Source organism: Cryobacterium zhongshanensis (assembly GCF_022760445.1).
GTDB lineage: Bacteria > Actinomycetota > Actinomycetes > Actinomycetales > Microbacteriaceae > Cryobacterium > Cryobacterium algoricola.
The window spans coordinates 49,571-66,443 of record NZ_JALGAR010000008.1 but is presented as its reverse complement, the minus strand read 5'-3'; the positions used below and the strand labels follow the sequence as shown (position 1 = coordinate 66,443).

Annotated in this window: 15 protein-coding genes; 4 read left to right on the top strand and 11 right to left on the bottom strand. The window is 69.9% G+C overall.

Annotated features, from left to right (window positions below):
* The 11 genes from tal to MQH31_RS19335 form a co-directional block, all read right to left on the bottom strand.
* On the bottom strand, positions 1–1,131 hold the full coding sequence (gene tal, locus MQH31_RS19385) for a transaldolase (protein ID WP_243013418.1): 1,131 nt from the start codon (positions 1,129–1,131) through the stop codon (positions 1–3).
* Complete coding sequence (tkt, locus tag MQH31_RS19380) at positions 1,128–3,308, bottom strand: transketolase (RefSeq protein WP_243013417.1); 2,181 nt, start codon at positions 3,306–3,308, stop codon at positions 1,128–1,130. The genes tal and tkt overlap by 4 nt, the downstream gene beginning before the upstream one ends.
* Before the next feature lie 137 nt (positions 3,309–3,445).
* Positions 3,446–4,789, bottom strand: coding sequence for an MFS transporter (locus tag MQH31_RS19375; RefSeq protein ID WP_243013416.1), 1,344 nt, complete (start codon positions 4,787–4,789; stop codon positions 3,446–3,448).
* Positions 4,790–4,873: 84 nt separating this feature from the next.
* Positions 4,874–5,650, bottom strand: a complete 777-nt coding sequence (locus tag MQH31_RS19370) for a hydroxypyruvate isomerase family protein (protein ID WP_243013415.1) — start codon at positions 5,648–5,650, stop codon at positions 4,874–4,876.
* An 82-nt stretch (positions 5,651–5,732) separates the two neighbouring features.
* The gene (locus MQH31_RS19365; RefSeq protein ID WP_243013414.1) at positions 5,733–6,536 is read right to left on the bottom strand and encodes a triose-phosphate isomerase family protein; all 804 of its coding nucleotides are present in this window, start codon (positions 6,534–6,536) and stop codon (positions 5,733–5,735) included.
* A gap of 26 nt (positions 6,537–6,562) precedes the next feature.
* Positions 6,563–7,072: a ribose-5-phosphate isomerase gene (locus tag MQH31_RS19360; RefSeq protein ID WP_243013413.1), complete on the bottom strand. Its 510-nt coding sequence runs from the start codon at positions 7,070–7,072 to the stop codon at positions 6,563–6,565.
* 11 nt (positions 7,073–7,083) lie between these two features.
* On the bottom strand, positions 7,084–8,814 hold the full coding sequence (locus MQH31_RS19355; protein ID WP_243013412.1) for a dihydroxyacetone kinase family protein: 1,731 nt from the start codon (positions 8,812–8,814) through the stop codon (positions 7,084–7,086).
* Positions 8,811–9,770 carry a sugar phosphate isomerase/epimerase family protein gene (locus MQH31_RS19350; RefSeq protein ID WP_243013411.1) on the bottom strand — a complete coding sequence of 320 codons (960 nt, stop codon included), beginning with the start codon at positions 9,768–9,770 and terminating at the stop codon, positions 8,811–8,813. Before MQH31_RS19350 ends, MQH31_RS19355 begins: the two co-directional genes overlap by 4 nt.
* A 100-nt stretch (positions 9,771–9,870) precedes the next feature.
* Positions 9,871–10,560 (bottom strand): GntR family transcriptional regulator, encoded by a 690-nt coding sequence (locus MQH31_RS19345; protein WP_243013410.1) that lies wholly within the window; start codon positions 10,558–10,560, stop codon positions 9,871–9,873.
* Positions 10,561–10,697: 137 nt separating this feature from the next.
* Entirely contained in the window at positions 10,698–11,210 is a 513-nt protein-coding gene (locus tag MQH31_RS19340) for a CarD family transcriptional regulator (RefSeq protein WP_134535187.1), read from the bottom strand.
* Between the two features lie 98 nt (positions 11,211–11,308).
* Positions 11,309–11,935 carry a TetR/AcrR family transcriptional regulator gene (locus MQH31_RS19335; RefSeq protein WP_243013409.1) on the bottom strand — a complete coding sequence of 209 codons (627 nt, stop codon included), beginning with the start codon at positions 11,933–11,935 and terminating at the stop codon, positions 11,309–11,311.
* A 124-nt stretch (positions 11,936–12,059) separates the two neighbouring features.
* On the opposite strand from MQH31_RS19335, the gene metX reads away from it, so the two are divergent.
* From metX to MQH31_RS19315, 4 genes are all read left to right on the top strand, one after another.
* Positions 12,060–13,262 carry a homoserine O-acetyltransferase MetX gene (metX, locus tag MQH31_RS19330; protein WP_243013408.1) on the top strand — a complete coding sequence of 401 codons (1,203 nt, stop codon included), beginning with the start codon at positions 12,060–12,062 and terminating at the stop codon, positions 13,260–13,262.
* A gap of 119 nt (positions 13,263–13,381) precedes the next feature.
* Positions 13,382–14,167, top strand: a complete 786-nt coding sequence (locus MQH31_RS19325) for a hypothetical protein (RefSeq protein WP_243013407.1) — start codon at positions 13,382–13,384, stop codon at positions 14,165–14,167.
* A 512-nt stretch (positions 14,168–14,679) separates the two neighbouring features.
* Positions 14,680–15,555 carry a sensor histidine kinase gene (locus MQH31_RS19320; protein ID WP_243013406.1) on the top strand — a complete coding sequence of 292 codons (876 nt, stop codon included), beginning with the start codon at positions 14,680–14,682 and terminating at the stop codon, positions 15,553–15,555.
* Positions 15,552–16,856 (top strand): hypothetical protein, encoded by a 1,305-nt coding sequence (locus tag MQH31_RS19315; protein ID WP_243013405.1) that lies wholly within the window; start codon positions 15,552–15,554, stop codon positions 16,854–16,856. Before MQH31_RS19320 ends, MQH31_RS19315 begins: the two co-directional genes overlap by 4 nt.
* Positions 16,857–16,873: the final 17 nt, after the last annotated feature.

Sequence of the window (16,873 nt, the reverse complement as noted above, 5' to 3'; positions counted from 1 at the left end):
CTAGGCGGCGGTCTGTGCGGCTACCGCCGCGTCGAGCGCCGCTTGCACGGTGTCGAGCAGCTCGTTCCAGGAGACGATGAACTTCGACACGCCCTCCGCCTCGAGCAGCGCGGTCACCTCGTCGTAGGAGATCCCGAGTCCGGCAAGCGCCGCGAGCACGGCGCGGGCGTCGTCGAGGCCAGCGGGAACGCGGTCGGCCACGATCACACCGTGGTCGCCCGTCGCGCGGAGCGTCTTCTCGGGCATGGTGTTCACGACGTCGCGCGCTACGAGTTCGGTGACGTAGAGGGTGTCGGGCACCGTCGGGTCCTTGACGCCCGTCGAGGCCCAGAGCGGGCGCTGGGCGTGCGCGCCGAGGGCGAGGAGGGCCTGCGCCCGCTCGCCGTCGAATGCGGTCCGGAACAGTTCCCAGGCCAGCTGGGCGTTCGCGACGCCGGCCCGGCTCTTCAGGGCGAGGGCCTCCGGCGTGCCGAGGGCGACAAGGCGCCGGTCGATCTCGGTGTCGACCCGCGACACGAAGAACGAGGCGACCGAGTGGATGGTCGTGAGGTCGAGGCCGGCGGCATGGGCGAGCTCGAGCCCGGCGAGGTACGCGTCGATCACCTGGCGGTGGCGTTCGAGGCTGAAGATGAGCGTGACGTTGACGCTGATCCCGGCGGCGATGCTCGCCGTGATGGCGTCGAGGCCCTCGACCGTGGCGGGGATCTTGATCATCGCGTTCGGTCGGTTCACCGTGGCCCAGAGCGCGCTCGCCTGGGCGATCGTGCCCGCCGCGTCGTGGGCGAGGCCCGGCTCGACCTCGATCGACACCCGGCCGTCGACGCCGCGGGTGCGGTCGTAGACCGGGCGGAAGATGTCGCACGCCGCTGCGACGTCGTCGGTCGTGATCCGGAAGACGGCATCGTGCACGTCTGTTCCGTCGGCGGCGAGCGCCGCCACCTGCGGAGCGTACGCTTTCCCGTTGCCGAGTGCGCCGGCGAAGATCGTCGGGTTGGTGGTGACGCCGACGACGTTGCTGCCGTCGATGAGGCGCGCGAGCCCGCCGGAGCCGATCCGTTCCCTGGACAAGTCGTCGAGCCAAATGCTGACGCCGGCGTCGGAGAGCTCGGCGAGCGGGGTGGGTGCGGTCATGATCTGGGGTCTCCTTGGTGGGTGGATACTGCGGGCTGGGCCGGGTGGTCGAGGTGGTCGTGGTGGGCGAGGGATGCCTGCGCGGCTTCGACGGCGGCCGCCGTGGTGATGCCGAATTCGTCGAACAGCCGCTCGGCCGCCCCGGAGGCGCCGTAGTGCTCGAGGGAGATGGACCGCCCGGCGTCGCCGACGAGGTCGCGCCAGCCCTGGGCGATTCCGGCCTCGATCGACACCCGCGCGGTCACCGCGGCCGGGAGCATCTGTTCGCGATAGGAGGGGCCCTGCCGCTCGAACCATTCGAGGCACGGGACGGAGAGCACGCGGGTCGGCACGCCCTCGGACTGAAGCGCGTCGCGGGCCGCGACGGCGAGCTGGACCTCCGACCCGGTGGCCATCAGGATGACGTGCGGCGTGACGCTCGCGCCGTCGATCGAGGCCTCGGCGAGCACGTAGGCGCCGCGGGCCGCACCGGATGCCGCGCCGAACACATCTCCGGACGCCTCGCCGTCCCCGCGGGCGTAGGTGGGCAGGCTCTGCCGGGACAGCACGATTCCGGCGGGGTTCCGAGTGTTCTCGAGGATGGTCTGCCAGGCGATCGACACCTCGTTGGCGTCGGCGGGGCGGACGACGTCGAGGCCGGGAATGGCGCGCAGGGTCGCGAGTTGTTCGACGGGCTGGTGGGTCGGGCCGTCCTCGCCGAGTCCGATCGAGTCGTGGGTCCAGACGTAGATCGACGGCACTCCCATCAGTGCGCTGAGCCGGATGGCTGGGCGCTGGTAGTCGCTGAAGATCAGGAAGGTGCCCGAGAACGCCCGGGTGCCACCCGCGAGGGTGATGCCGTTGACGATCGCGGCGGCGGCGTGCTCACGGATGCCGAAGTGCAGCACGCGGCCGTAGGGGTCGCCCGCCCACGCCCCCGTCTGCCGGGAGGCGGGGATGAAGGACGTGGAGCCGGCGATCGTGGTGTTGTTCGACTCGGCGAGGTCGGCGGAGCCGCCCCACAGCTCGGGGAGCACGGGCCCGAGCGCGTTCAGCACCCGGCCGGAGGCTGCCCGGGTGGAGACGGCGGTTCCGGCGGGAAACTGCGGCAGCGCGTCGGTCCAGGCGTCCGGCAGCCGGCGGGCCCCGATGCGTTCGAGCAGGGCTGCCCGCTCGGGGTTCGCGGCCTGCCAGGCGCCGAATCCGGTGTCCCAGAGCGACCGTGCGGTACTCCCCCGCTGCGCCACGAGGCGGGCGTGGTCGAGCACGGCGGGTTCGATGACGAAGTGCTGTTCCGGGTCGAAGCCGAGCACCCGCTTGAGGCCGGCGACCTCCTCGGCGCCGAGCGCGGAGCCGTGGATCTTCCCGGTGTTCTGCTTGCTCGGCGCCGGGTAGCCGATGATCGTGCGCAGCGACACGAGCGAGGGCCTGCCGGTTTCGGCCTGGGCGGCGCACAGGGCGTCGTAGAGTTCCTGCACGTCTTCGACGTATTCGCCGGTCTTCGTCCAGTCGACGCGCTGCACGTGCCAGCCGTATGCCTCGTAGCGGGCCGCGACATCCTCGGTGAAGGCGATGTCGGTGTCGTCCTCGATCGAGATGTGGTTCTCGTCGTAGACCACGACGAGGCTGCCGAGTTCTTGGTGCCCGGCGAGGGAGGATGCCTCGCTCGTCACGCCCTCCTGCATGTCGCCGTCGGAGGCGATCACCCAGACGGTGTGGTCGAAGGGGCTGGTTCCCGCTGCGGCGTCCGGGTCGAGGAGGCCCCGCAGGCGGCGCTGGGAGTATGCGAATCCGACGGAGGAGGCGAGGCCCTGGCCGAGCGGTCCCGTCGTGATCTCGACGCCGGGGGTGTGCCCGTATTCCGGGTGCCCCGGCGTCAGGGACCCCCAGGTGCGCAGGGCCTCGATGTCCTCGATCTCGAGTCCGTATCCGGACAGGAACAACTGCAGGTAGAGGGTCAGCGAGGTGTGGCCGGGCGAGAGGATGAACCGGTCTCGGCCGAGCCAGTCCGGGTCTGCCGGGTCGTGGCGCATCAGCTTCTGGTAGAGCAGGTAGGCGACGGGTGCGAGACTCATGGCCGTGCCGGGGTGTCCGTGCCCGACCTTCTCCACCGCGTCTGCGGCGAGGACCCGGATGGTGTCGACGGCACGCCGATCCAGGTCGGTCCAAACCAGCGGTTGTGCGGGGGTGTCTGACACGGTGCGGTGTCCTTTTCTCTTGGCTTCTGTTGACGAAGTGGGGGTGCCGGGGGTGGCCGGGGAGCGGGAGCGCAGGCTGACGCTCCCCGGGGCGGGAATCGAGCCGGGTCGGGAGGGGTCTGACCGGAGCAGCTGGCCTAGTCCTCTGTCGCGAACGCCGGCGGCAGGATCCGCGGGCGGCGACGGCTGCCGACGTGGGTCTCCGGGGTGGCGAAGACGGCGAGCAGCGAGATGATGCCGAGCAGCATGAAGAGCGCGGCGGGGCCGACCCAGCCGAACGCGGCAATGAGGGCCGTCGCGATGAAGGGGATGAAGCCGCCGATCACGGATGCGCCCTGGTAGCCGAGCGAGATGCCCGAGGAGCGGACGCGGGAGTCGAAGAGCTCGGAGAACCAGGATGCCTCGACCACGAAGATCGGGTCGTGGCTGAGCAGCAGTGAGGTGGCCATCGCGAGGATCACGAGGGAGGCCTGCCCGGTGTTGAGCAGCAGGAACATCGGGAACGCGAACAGGATCGCGACGATCGCGCCGGCGGCGAAGACCGGGCGACGCCCGTAGAGGTCAGCGAGGTGCCCGTAGACCGGGTAGAGCACGAGTCCGATCGAGGAGGCGATCACGATCGCGGTCAGGGTCGTTGCGCTCGAGGCGAGGTCGTTGCTCTTGACGTAGCTGATGGCGAAGGTCGTCGTGAGGTAGAAGCCGCCGGTCTCGGCCATCCGCAGTCCGAAGAGGCGCAGGATCATCCGCCAGTCGCGGCGCAACACCTGGCCGATCGGGTTGCGGAGGACCTTCTTCTGCTGCTTGATCGCCGCGAACACGGGCGACTCGGAGATCTGGATCCGCAGCACGAGGCCGTAGGCGACGAGGATCGCGCTCAGCAGGAACGGCATCCGCCAGGCCCAGTCTCCGGTGAGGTCCCTGCTCACAATGAACGCGACGTTGGCGAGGATCATCCCCACCGGAACGCCGATCTGCGGGATGCTCGCGAACAGACCGCGCTTGGCCGCCGGGGCGTGCTCCGTCGTCATCAGGACGGCGCCGCCCCACTCGAAGCCGTGGCCGATGCCCTGGATCAGGCGGAGCGTGACGAGGAGGATCGGGGCGAGGACGCCGACCTGGGCGTAGGTGGGCAGGAGCCCGATGCCGAAGGTCGCGAGGCCCACGATCAGGAGCGACGCGATCAGGATGAATCTGCGGCCGATCCGGTCGCCGAGCTGGCCGCCGATCGCCGCGCCGATGGGGCGGCTTGCGAAGCCGACGCCGAAGACGGCGAAGGAGGCGAGCGTTGCGGTCGCGGGGTCGTCGCCGGGGAAGAAGGCCGGGCCGAGGTAAAGGGCGGCTGCGGTGCCGTATGACAGGAAGTCGTAGTTCTCGATCGCGGATCCGATCATGGACGCGCGGGCGACCTTGCGGGCCTCCCGCGGGTCCCTGACCGAGTCCTTACCGGTGTCCGGTGTCGTACTCTGGGTGTTTGTTGCCATGTCACTACTCCTTTGTATGTGTGTGGGGCCGTGCTCGTGATGCTGTGCTGTGCTGCTTCCGGTTGAGCTGTTTCCGTTCGGCGCCTAGGCCAGGAGGCCCGCGGAGCGGAAGAAGCCGAAGCTCTCCCCGGTGAGGCCCTCCGGGTGGTATTCGAGGCTCACCCAGCCCTCGTAGCCGCCGTCGTCGAGGGCGGCGAAAAAACGCTCGAAGTCGAGGGCGCCGGTTCCGGGCTGGTGCCGGCCGGGAACATCCGCGATCTGGATGTGGCGGATGCGCGGCAGGTACTCCGCGATGACCTCGAACGGATCCTCGCCGGCGCGGACGGAGTGGTAGAGGTCGTACTGGACGCCGAAGTTGTCGTTTCCGACGCGGTCGAGCAGTTCCACGGCACGGGGAACCGTCGAGACCAGCGCGCCGGGAACGTCGAAGCGGTTGATGGGTTCGATCACGAGGCCGACACCCTCCGCGGCGAGGGTGCTCGCGGCGAGGGAGAAGTTCGTGACGAGCGTCTCGAACGATTCCGCGGTGTCCGGCGCCGGGCCAGAAGGGGTGTTGATCCTGGTCGGGTGCAGCACGCGAGCGTAGGAGACCGCCTCGGCGAGCCCCGCTGCGAAATCGGCCGAGCGCTCCGGCCGGCCGACGAAGCCGCGCTCGCCGGCGTCCCAGTCGCCGAGCGGCAGGTTGAACAGCACCAGCTCCTGGCCGTTACGGGTCAGTGCCGCCTGGATGTCGTCGGCGGGCAGCCCGTAGGGGAAGAAGAACTCGACGGCGGTGAAGCCGTCATCAGCTGCCCGGTCGAAGCGCTCGAGGAACGGGTGTTCGGTGTAAAGCATTGTCAGGTTTGCTGCGATGTTGACCATGTGCTGATCTCCTTTGATTCATTCCACGTCGGTGCTGACTCGCGCCTAATCACATATCCTATCGGATATATGACACGCCGCATCATTGTGGGGCGCACATTCTGTGAGAAAACTGCTGAGAACGCTGCGAGCGGGCGGATGCCTCGTCGAGCACGGTCCCCAGGCTGCGGGCGTCGTGCGCGAACCGGCCGAGGAAGAGCCCGTCGACCGCGTCGAGATCGGCGAGCAGGCCAGGCCCGGCGCTGCCGCCGTAGACGATGCCGAGCTCGATACCCGGCCAGGCGGAATCCACCCTGCGGCGCAAGGCGTCGACGGTGGCGTTGACATGGCCGGGGTCGGCTGGCTGCGGCGCGCCGATCGCCCAGACCGGTTCGTAGGCGAGCAGCACCCGGGCGGACTGGTCCGGCGGGAGCACAGCGGCCACCTGCGCGAAGCACAGCCCTGCCGCGGTCTCCGGATCGACCCGGTCCCGCTCACCGACGCAGAGCAGGGAAGTGAGTCCTGCGGCGGCGGCGGCCAGATGCTTCCGGGCGATGGCCGCGTCGTCCTCTCCGAACAGGGCGCGCCGCTCGGCGTGGCCGAGCTCGACCAGGCCGAGGCCGAGCTCCGCGAGCATGGTCGCGGGGACCTCACCGGTGAGGGCGCCGTCTCCCCAGGCGACGTCCTGTGCGCCGACCACGACCCCGGTCCCGGCCAGGATCCGGATCGCCTCCGGGAGGGTCGGATCGGAGGGGATCACGAACGGGATCACTCCGGCCCCGGCCAGGCCGGGCCGGGCGAGCACGATGTCGCGCACGTCGTTCAGCCAGCCGAGCGTGCGCTCGTAGCCGAAGTACGCCTTGGTACTGACGCCGATGTACTGGGTCGGGGGTCTGCGAACTGTCATGGGGTTCGGTGTCGCGGCCTGCGGGGTCACGCCGCGTGCACGACGGACTCGTAATCGGAGATGACGGCGACCTTTTCCGCGGAGGCCGACGACTCGTCGAATCGGTAGTCGAGCCATTCGCTCACGAGCCTTCTTGCCAGTTCGAGGCCGATGACGCGCTGTCCCATGGTAAGCACCTGTGCGTTGTTGCTGAGGACGGAACGTTCGACCGAGTAGCTGTCGTGGGCCGTCACGGCGCGGATTCCCGGCACTTTGTTGGCCGAGATCGCGACGCCGAGGCCGGTGCCGCAGAAGAGCAGGGCACGGTCGAAGTCCCCCGCCGCGACCTTCCTCGCCGCGGCGACGGCGACGTGCGGGTATGCGGTGTGCCCGTCCGCGTTGACGCCGACGTCCTCGACGAGTTCGACGCGCGGGTCGGCCTCGAGGTCGGCCCTGAGCGCCTCCTTGTATGCGTAGCCGGCGTCGTCGCTGCCGATCACGATCCGAAGCGGCGCGAGCGTTGAGACGGGCGTGGTGCTGGGCTGTTCTGTAGTCATGGGTTCAGTTCCTATTCCGTTGGGGAGAGTGTCAGGAGGGCGGAGAGGCTCGCGCCCGCCGTCGTCGCGATCCGGGCGAGCGACACGGCGCCTGCGTCCGGGTGGCCGAGACTCGCCTCCACGTGGGGGCGGGCGCGGCCGAGAACCGGGCGGAGCGCCGAGGTGGCGTTCGCCGCGTCTTCGGCCGCCACGGATGCGGCGACCCAGGCGACGGGGAGCGCCTCACCGGTTCCTACCCCGCGCAGGCGTTCGGCGAAGGGCACGAAGGCATCGATCATGGTCTTGTCGCCGACCCTGGCCTTGCCGAGGCGCTGCACCGCGAAGAGAGCGGCGTCGACGGCATGGCTCACGGCGAGGGCGTCGAGCCCGGCGGCGCCGGCGAGACTCGTGCCCGCCGCGGTCAGGGCGATGCCCCAGAGTGCGCCGGAGGTACCTCCACCGCATTCGGACCATGCCTCGCCCGCCTCGGCGAGGAGCTCCAGGATGCCGCCGTGTTCGGCGACCACCCGCTCGGCGGCGGCGAGGGCGCCCTGGGATCCGCGGCTCATCCCGATGCCGTGGTCACCGTCGCCGGCCACGGCGTCGATCCGGCCGAACTCCTCTTCGGAGTCTGCGATCATCGCGCACACGTCACGGAAGACCGCGAGGGAAGCCGCTGCGGCCTCCCGGTGTTCCTCGCTCGCTTGGGGGCGGGCCACGGAAACCCGGGCATCCGCTCCGTGCACGGCGAGGTCTGGCTCGGCAGTGATCGCTCCGGTGCGGAACGCGGGGGTGTCGCACGGGGCGGTCCAGAGCGCTTCGAGTTCAGTGTCGGCCCAGAACAGCGTGAGCGAGACGCCGGCCATGTCGAGGCTCGTCACGAGCTCACCGCATTCGGAGGCGGCGATGGCGATCCCGGCGGCGGCGAGCCGGGTGGCCACGGCACCGAAGAGCACGAAGAGTTCCTCGTACTTGAAGGTGCCGAGACCGTTGAGGATGACGATCGCGCGGTCAGCGGACCCGGAGGGACGCTCGGAGAGCAAGCGGGAGACGAGGAGCTCTGCGAGCTCCCCCGCTGTCGTGACCGGGCTCTCGCTGAGGCCGGGTTCGCCGTGGATGCCGAGTCCGATGGCCATGCTGCCGCTGCGAACGGTGAAGAGCGGTTCGCGGGCTCCCGGCAGTGTGCAGCCGCTGAATGCGACCCCGAGGGTGCGGGTGCGGGCGTTGGCCCGGAGCGCGAGGGCCTCGACAGCGTCGAGGCCGAGTCCGGCCTCTGCCGCGGCCCCGGCGACCTTGAAGACGACGAGGTCACCTGCGATGCCGCGGCGCTTCTCGATCTCCGCGAGTGAGGCGCTCGCGACGTCGTCAGTCACGGCGACGGCGCGCACGTCGAAGCCTTCGCCGCGGAGACGCTCGGCGGCCAGCCCGAACTGCAGCACGTCTCCCGCATAGTTCCCGTAGCTGAGCAGCACCCCGGCTCCGCGGTCAACGGCCGCCGCGACGCGGTAGACCTGCCCGGATGAGGGGGAAGCGAAAATGTTGCCGCACACGGCCCCCGACGCGAGCCCGGCGCCGACGAGCCCGGCGAAGGAGGGGTAGTGGCCGGAGCCGCCACCGACGACGACGGCGACACGGCCGGCAGGCATGACCGTCGAACGCACGACGCCGCCGTCGACAGGGCGCACATAGCGGGGGTTCGCCGCGACGAAGCCGGAGATGGCGTCGGCGGCGAAGGTGGCGGCATCCGTCACGAGGTGCGTCATGCGCTCGCCCCGCGGAGGACGGCGGGAATGCATGCGGGCACGGCGGGAGCCGCGGGAAGCAGAGTGCGCAGGTAGGCCTGGTTCATCGCGCTCACCATCAGGCCGTCGCCGCCGTAGTGCTCGCAGCAGAGCACGCCCTGGAAGCCGAGGGACAGCGCCTGCCGGATCGCGTCGCGGTAGTTGATGAAGCCGAGGGCGAGCGGGGCCGGATGGGTGAAGATCGCGCCGGTGCCGGGGTCCTCGTCGCGGAGGTAGTTCTTGACCTGCCAGTAGTTCGCGTACGGCAGCGTCTTGTCGAGCATCTCGCGCCAGTTCTCGATCGGGCGGTGCAGGCGCACGAGGTTACCGAGGTCGGGGTCGAGGCCGACGTTGTCGAGGCCGATGTCTTCGACGAGCCGGACCGCGGAATCCGCGGTGCCGAGGTAGGTGTCCTCGTACATCTCGAGCGAGACGATCATTCCGTAGTCGGCGGCGTGCCTGCCGATCTCCTGGAACCGTGACACGGCGAGCGCCCAGGTCACCTGGTCGTTCTCCGGGTCCCGCTCCCCCGGCGCGTTCCAGAACCAGAGCTGGTCCTGCTGTGCACGGGTGAGCGGGCGGTGCAGACCCAGGGACAGCACGCTCACGCCGACGGAGGCGGCGGCCTCGAGGGTGCGGTGGGTGTACTCGAGGTTGTCGGCGCCGGCACGCGGGTCGATCACGCTGCGGCGCGTGATCGAGAGCGACGGCACCCGCATCCCGGCTGCCACGAGGGCGAGTTCGAATTCGGCGAGGCGGGAGGGTGACAGGTCGCCGATCCTGAGCCAGCTGTCGGTGAGGTCGATGTTCGTGAAGCCAACCCCGGCCACTTCGGAGAGAGTCGCGAGCCACGAGGACGCGTCCGCGGACTGAACCTCGGGAGTGGCGAATTGGTGGAGGGCCGCGGCAATCGGCCATGTTTCGCGGTTCAGGGACATCGAACACCTCGTCGTGTGAAGGTCGGTCGTAACCGACAGGAAATATCGTGTTTCCTATAGGATTGTCCATCCGTTCGCACTTGTCAAGCGCGGCGGGCCTTCAGCGGGCGCGGTGGGTGTCCGCGACGGCGCGGGTGCGCACACCCTCGATGTGCGCGTGCATCTGGGCACGGGCGGCGTCGGGGTCGCCGGCCCGGAAGGCCTCAAGGATCGTGCCGTGCTCGGCGATCGCCGATCCCGCGTCGCTCACTCCGATGCCGCCGAACAGCCGGAAGCGCTGGACCTGTCCTCCGAGGGCGTTGTACGCGGCGAGCAGGAAGCGATTGCCCGCCGCCTCGGCGACCAGGCGGTGGAAACGTTCGTCGGCCTGCCAGTATGGCGAGATCCCGGTACCGTCGTCCTCACTCAGGGACCGGTCGAGATCGGTGATCGTGACCTGGAGGCGCTGCACGAGGTCCTCCGACGACCGCGCACAGGCACGGAAGGCATTCTCGGGTTCAAGCACGTCGCGGGCGTCCATCAGCTCGACGATCTCGTCGCTCGAGAACAACGGCGCCACCCGATACCCCTTGAGAGCGGCCCGGATTACGAGCCCGGTGGACTCGAGGCGGGCCAGTGCCTCCCGGATCGGCGTCTGCGAGACCTCGAGGTCCCGCGCGAGGGCGTCGATGTTGAGGGGCTGGTCGGCCTCGAGCCGGCCGTCGACGAATGCGATCATCAGTTCGTCGTACACGTGGTCGGCCAGTACCTGGCGGGAGGCCACACGTCGGGTCGGAGATCCTATAGCCATAGGCCGAGTGTATCCCGCCGGTCCGATCGCTCCCGGCCTCACGCGCGGCACCCGGCCGCCGAGAATCGCCCATACTGCCGAGTCGACCCGGCTAACGGGCGACTCTCGGCGGGAACGGCGACTCTCGGCCCGCGCCCTTAGGCGGCGGTGGTGCCCGTCGCGGGGATGGAGCTCGCGAGAACGGTGTCGAGGACGGCGGACGCCTCTTCACTCGTCGAGTTCTGGGCGAGCGCGAGTTCGGAGACGAGCACCTGGCGGGCCTTGACGAGCATGTTCTTCTCGCCGGCCGACACGCCGCGCTCCTGGTCACGACGCCACAGGTCGCGGACGACCTCGCCGACGCGATAGACGCTGCCGCTCGCCATCTTCTCCTGGTTGGCCTTGTACCGGCGCGACCAGTTCCCGGGCTCTTCGACGAAGGATTCGCGGAGCACGTCGAAGACGGCCTGGACTCCGGCATTGTCGATGACGTCGCGAACGCCGACGAGCTCCGCGTTCTCGATCGGAAGCTTGATCGTCAGGTCGTTCGCGTGCACGGTGAGGGTCATGAACTTCTTCTCGATCCCCTTCACGGCGCGGGTCGTGATTTCGGTGATGGTGACCGCGCCGTGGTGCGGGTAGACCAGGGTTTCTCCCACGGTGAAATTCATGTGCTGCCTCTTGTTCGTTGGTGATGCGGGGTTCTCGCGACCATCGTCGGTCGGTCGTGTGGTGGTGTGGTGGTGTGCAGGGTGCCGGTGACGCGTCGCTAGGCCGCGTCGACCAGCCAATCGGGTAAGAATTCGACCAGCTGGGCGACGATCTCGTCGTCCGTGACGTCGAGGTGGCCGCGCATCCAGGCGCTGATCAGGGTAAGCGCTCCCCCGGCCACGTAGGTGGCGAAGGACTCGGGGTGCACGACCCGCGGGGCGCCGGAGAGCGCGAGGAGAGATTCGACGAGGCGGCGCGAGTACGCCTCGATCTCATCGTCGTATGCCGTGCGGGTGATCGGCAGATCGAGCACGCTCGAGTAGAGCGGGTAGTGCTCCACGATGTGCGAGATGAGCCGCTGGTAGCCGGCGCGTGCGGCCTCCGACGCGGTGAGGTCGTCGCTCCGCAGGTCGAACCCGGTCACGCCGATCTCGGCGAACTGCTCGCGGAGGAAACCGGTCGCGAGGTCGTCGAGGCTGCTGAAGTGCGCGTAGAACGAACTCCGGCTGATCGAGGCCGTGCGCACGATGTCGCTGACCGAGACGGATGCGACGCGCTGCGTCATGAGGGTGCGGACCGCCGCGAAAATGGCCTGCCTGGTGCGCTCCGCCCGCGGGTCCGAGGCTCGCGCGGCGCTGATTGTACCGCGCACCGCGGGTTCTCGGACATACTCGGTGCGGGTCATCAGGACAGTCTAGCACTTCTCGGACACCTGTCCGAGAAGTGGCCGCAGTCGGGCGGCGGGCGTCCATGACAAGCGCACGTAACAAAGGGACGCGGGCGCGTCCGACCGGGCAGAATGAGGGCATATGGAATGGCAGACCTCGGCGGACACGGTCCCGTCCAGCTTCATCACCGAGGCTCAGGCGCGCTCGCTGCTCGGCAAACCCCCGGCGACGGGAGCCTGGCGCGACGGCGACCCCGTCGGCGACCGCCGGTTCCAGGATGTGGGCGCGCTCGACCTCGAGGCCGGCGGGCGGCTGGGCTCCGCGCGGATCGCCTACGAGACCTGGGGCGAGCTCTCCCCGGCCAGGGACAACGCGGTCCTCGTGCTGCACGCCCTCACCGGGGACAGCCATCTCCTCGGCCCGGCAGGGCCCGGCCACGCGACCGCCGGCTGGTGGGGCGGCATCGTCGGCCCCGGCCTCGCCATCGACACGGACCGCTATTTTGTCGTCGCACCGAACATGCTCGGCGGCTGCCAGGGCAGCACGGGCCCGGCGTCCCTCTCCCCCGACGGCTCGGAGTGGGGCATCCGCTTCCCCTACCTGACCATTCGCGACCAGGTCGCCGCGCAAGTCGCCTTCGCCGACCGGATCGGGATCGACTCCTGGGCTCTCGTCGTCGGCGGCTCGATGGGCGGGATGCACGCCCTCGAATGGGCGATCGACCAACCGGACCGGGTGCACAGGCTCGCGATCCTCGCGGCGCCCCCTGTGACGACGGCAGACCAGATCGCCCTGAATTCGGTGCAGATCGAAGCCATTCGCAGCGACCCGCTGTACCGGTCCGGCGATTACTACGACGCGGCGGACGGCGACGGCCCGACCCGCGGGCTCGCCCTCGCCCGGAGGATGGCCCTCCTCAACTACCGCAGCCCGTCCGAGCTCAACGAGCGTTTCGAGCGCGGCTGGCAGAGCCGGATCTCCCCGCTCGGTTCCGGCGGTCGATTCGCCGTCGAGTCCTACCTCGACTTCCACGGCAACAAGTTCACCCGCCGATTCGACGCGAACAGCTACATCGTCCTCGTGGAGGCGATGAACTCCCACGATGTGTCCCGCGGCCGCGGTTCCCTCGCGGAGGCGCTCTCCGCCATCGAGGCGACCACCCTCGTCGTGGGAATCGACAGCGATCGGCTGTTCCCCGTCGAGGGCCAGCGGCGCATCGCGGCGCACCTCCGCAACGGCCTCGACGGCACCGAACCCGTCGTGCTCTCGTCGAGCTATGGCCACGACGGCTTCCTGATCGAAAACGCCGCCGTCGGCGAGCAAATCGGCCGCCTGCTCCGCTGACTTTCCGCTGACTCCTCCCCCGCTGCCCGGCAATTGACAGGGCAGGCATTCCGGACGACCCTGACAGGGAACCCAGACACCGCCTGCTCGATCCGTTCCGCCCAGCGAAGAGGAGCCCCGTGATGAAAGCCGGCTACGTCGTCATGGTCATCGTCGGAACGCTGCTCGCCCTCTCCAGCATCGGCATGCTCGCCACCGGGGTCGCGGCAGCGACGGTCGCAGCGGGGCAGGGCAGGGACGGGTTCCTGACCACGCCATCCGGAACGCTCTCGGTGGCCTCCTACGCGATCACCTCTCCCAACCTCGAGACCGGAACCGGCGCAGGGACCGGCACAGAGACCGGCACCCAGCCCGGTTCCGGCGGGCTACCCTCCGGGCTCGCGACGGTGATGCTCGAGGCGACGAGCACCCGGGGCGCCGGCGTCTTCATCGGCATCGGACCGCGAACGGACGTGGAACGCTACCTCGCATCCGTCGCGCACAGCGAGCTCACCTCGGTGAGTTCGTCGCCGTTCCGCACCGAGTACCGCGAGGCACCCGGCAGCAGACGGCCCGCCCGCCCGGGCAGTCAGACCTGGTGGACGGTCGCGGCGTCCGGCCCGGGAACGCAGCGCGTGGTCTGGCCGGTGGCGAGCGGCGACTGGGCCGTCGTCGTGATGAACGCGGATGCGACGCAGGGCGTCGACGTGCAGGTGCGGGCCGGCGTCCGGTCCGCCCTCTTCGTGCCGGCGGCGGTCGCCCTGTTGCTCGGCGGCGGGCTCCTGCTCGTGGCCGGGGTGCTCCTGGTGATCTTCGGCGCGATGGGACTCGGCAGGCGAGACACTCCCCAGGGTCCGACCGGGCCGGAAACGGGGGGCACCGAAGCGGGGGGAATCGACGGGGCTGCTAGGGTGAAAACAACCTGAGGAAGCACGGATGCTGACCCGACTGAGTTCGAGGCACCGCACTGTCCCCCCTGCACGCGCCCAAACGCCCCCGGCCCGCCCGCACCCGGTCGAACCCCCCGTTGGCGTGGCCCGTAAACAAGGCACATTCGGGAAACTGAGTGCCACGGGCGCGTCGAAACCCGCCGCATCCGGATATGGTGCTCTGTGGAGCACGACGAGGGGTAATGCTACGGGTATGCAACGCATCTTCAAGGAACGGGATCGGCTGCTGCGCAAGGGTGCGCGGCTGACCGGGCTCGCGGGCTCCATCGCCGCGTTCCTGGCCCTTCTGGTGCCCGGCAGCCTCGTCCCGCTGGCGCTCGCTGTGAACCTTCCCCTCCTCCTCGTCATCGTGGGCGCCCAGTACCTGCTCGGCCGCAACGGGCACCTGAGGTGGGCAGCGGTCGTCGTCGCGTGCGGTGTGGCCATGATCCTCGTGATCGGCTTCGTCGGCCGGGGGAACATCGGGACTCAACCTCGGCGAACAGGCCGTGGTCGCGTGCATCGCCTCGCCGACGATCGGTTCCGTCGCCCTGGTGCTCGTCACCACCGCACGCCGGCTGATCATGCTGGGTCTCGCCTTCTGCGCGACCCTCGCGAGCGTCCTCTGTGCCGCGCGGCTCACCGACGACGCTCTCTTCCCGGTCATGCTCACGATCACCGGCTGGTTCGCGATCGCGATCGCCGGCTGGTGGATCGCCCAGAGCATTCCCCGCGTCATGCAGCGCATCGCCGAAATCGGCCGCGCGCACCTCGCCGAACGGCATGCGAGCGAACTCGAAGCCCAGCGCCGCCAGGACGCACGGCTCCTGCACGACACCGTCCTCGCCACCCTCACCCTGCTCGCGCACTCCGGCGTCGGCGTGAGCCCGGCCGCCTTGCGCCAGCAGGCCGGCGATGATGCCCGGCTCCTCAGGCAGCTGCGGCTCGGCGGCCTCCCGACACCGCACCGCTCGGGCGTCTACACGCTCGAGCCCGCATCGGAGTCGGCCCTCGGCAGCACCCTCGAGTCCGTGAAACAGCGCTTCAAACGCATGGGACTCGACGTGGACTGGCACGGGAGCGGCCAGGTCCTGCTGCCGAGCACGGTCCTGGACTCCTTCCTGCTCGCCCTGGGCGAGTGCCTCGAGAACGTGCGCAGGCACGCCGGGGTCGCCCGCGCCGACGTCACGATCACGGACGACGACACGACGGTGCGCGCCATGGTCACCGACGCGGGCGTCGGCTTCGACCTCGCGGCGGTCAGCCCGGAGCGCCTCGGTTTCGCCGAGTCCGTCGTCGCCAGGCTCCGCGATGTCGGCGGCAACGCCCGGCTGTTCTCGTCCCCCGGCTCGGGAACGACGGTCGTGCTCGAGGTGCCCAAGTGAGCACCCGCGGCGTCACCGTGCCGCCAGAGCGCGGCATCCGTCGCCAGGCCCGGCGCACCGCGACCGAGGCCGGCCCGCTCGCGGAGCACGGGCGCCAGGAGCGCCAGGACCGCCGCCGCAGCTTCCGCAGGCCCGAACGCACGGTGGAGACGACACGCGCCAACCAGAGCGGCCTCGGCGGACGCCACCTCGGAATCGGCCTCTCCATCGCAGGAGGCATCGTTGCGGCCTACCTGTTCTGGGAATGCCTCGATCAGTTGCCCCGATACTCGACTCCCGTCCCGACCCTGGTGGCCTGGGTGATTCTGGTGGCGGCGACGGCATTCGCGATCGTCGTCGTGCAACGGCTCTCCGCACGGATGCCGGACTGGCTGTTCGCCGCGGCCCTCGCGGCCGGCGCGGTCGTCGTCGCGCTCGACCTGGCCGGTTCCCACGCCGGCGCGGACCAGGGCGTCTACCCGACGGCGGCCGCCGCGGTCGGGAGCCTGCTGATCGCGCTCGTGACCGTGCGCCGCGGGAGGGACGTCGTCTCGTCGACGGCCGTCCTCGGCACCATCCTGGCCGTGTTCGCGGTCACCGAGCCGCGCAGCGACCCGCTGTCGTTCGCGCCGGAACTCGTCGCGTTCGGACTCGCCGTGATTCCCCCGCTCCTCGGCGTCGCCATCGTTCGGTCGTTCCACCGGATGGTGCAGCGGGAACTGGACCTCGTGCTCGTGCAGAGCACGGTCTCCCAGCCGCGGTTCGCGGTCGGCATGCTCGCCTCGGAGGACCTCGCCCGGATCGACCTCGACGCGGAGACCCTGCTCGACGACGTGGCCAAGGGTCGCACCGCGCTCCCGCTCAATGCGGCCAAATCGACGACCGCGTCCTCGCTCGCGACCCAGTTGCGGCTGCACCTGATCCAGGGCCGCCGGGAAACCTGGCTCCACCACGCCATCACGGAGTCCGAGTTCCTCGGTCCCTCGGTGAGCCTCAACGACCCAGCCGGACTCGCCGGGCTGCTCGACCCCGCCCAGCGCGACGCCCTGCTGCGCACCATCTGGCTCCTGATCAGCGACACGCAGCGCTCCGAAGCATCCGTCGCCCTGTCCCTCGGACCGATCCGCCACACGAATGGCCTGATCGACCGTCACAAGTTACGATTCCCCATCGAATTGGCCACCACCGGTGTGCCCCGACGACGGGTCGACCCCGAGACGTGGCAAGCTATCCGGGTAGTCGGCCCGCACACTGCGTCGAGCCGGGGTGGCAGTCTGCACGTGGAGATCGAATGCAGCATTGACAATCCCGCAGATGCGTGAAATTTTCTGGTCCGGCA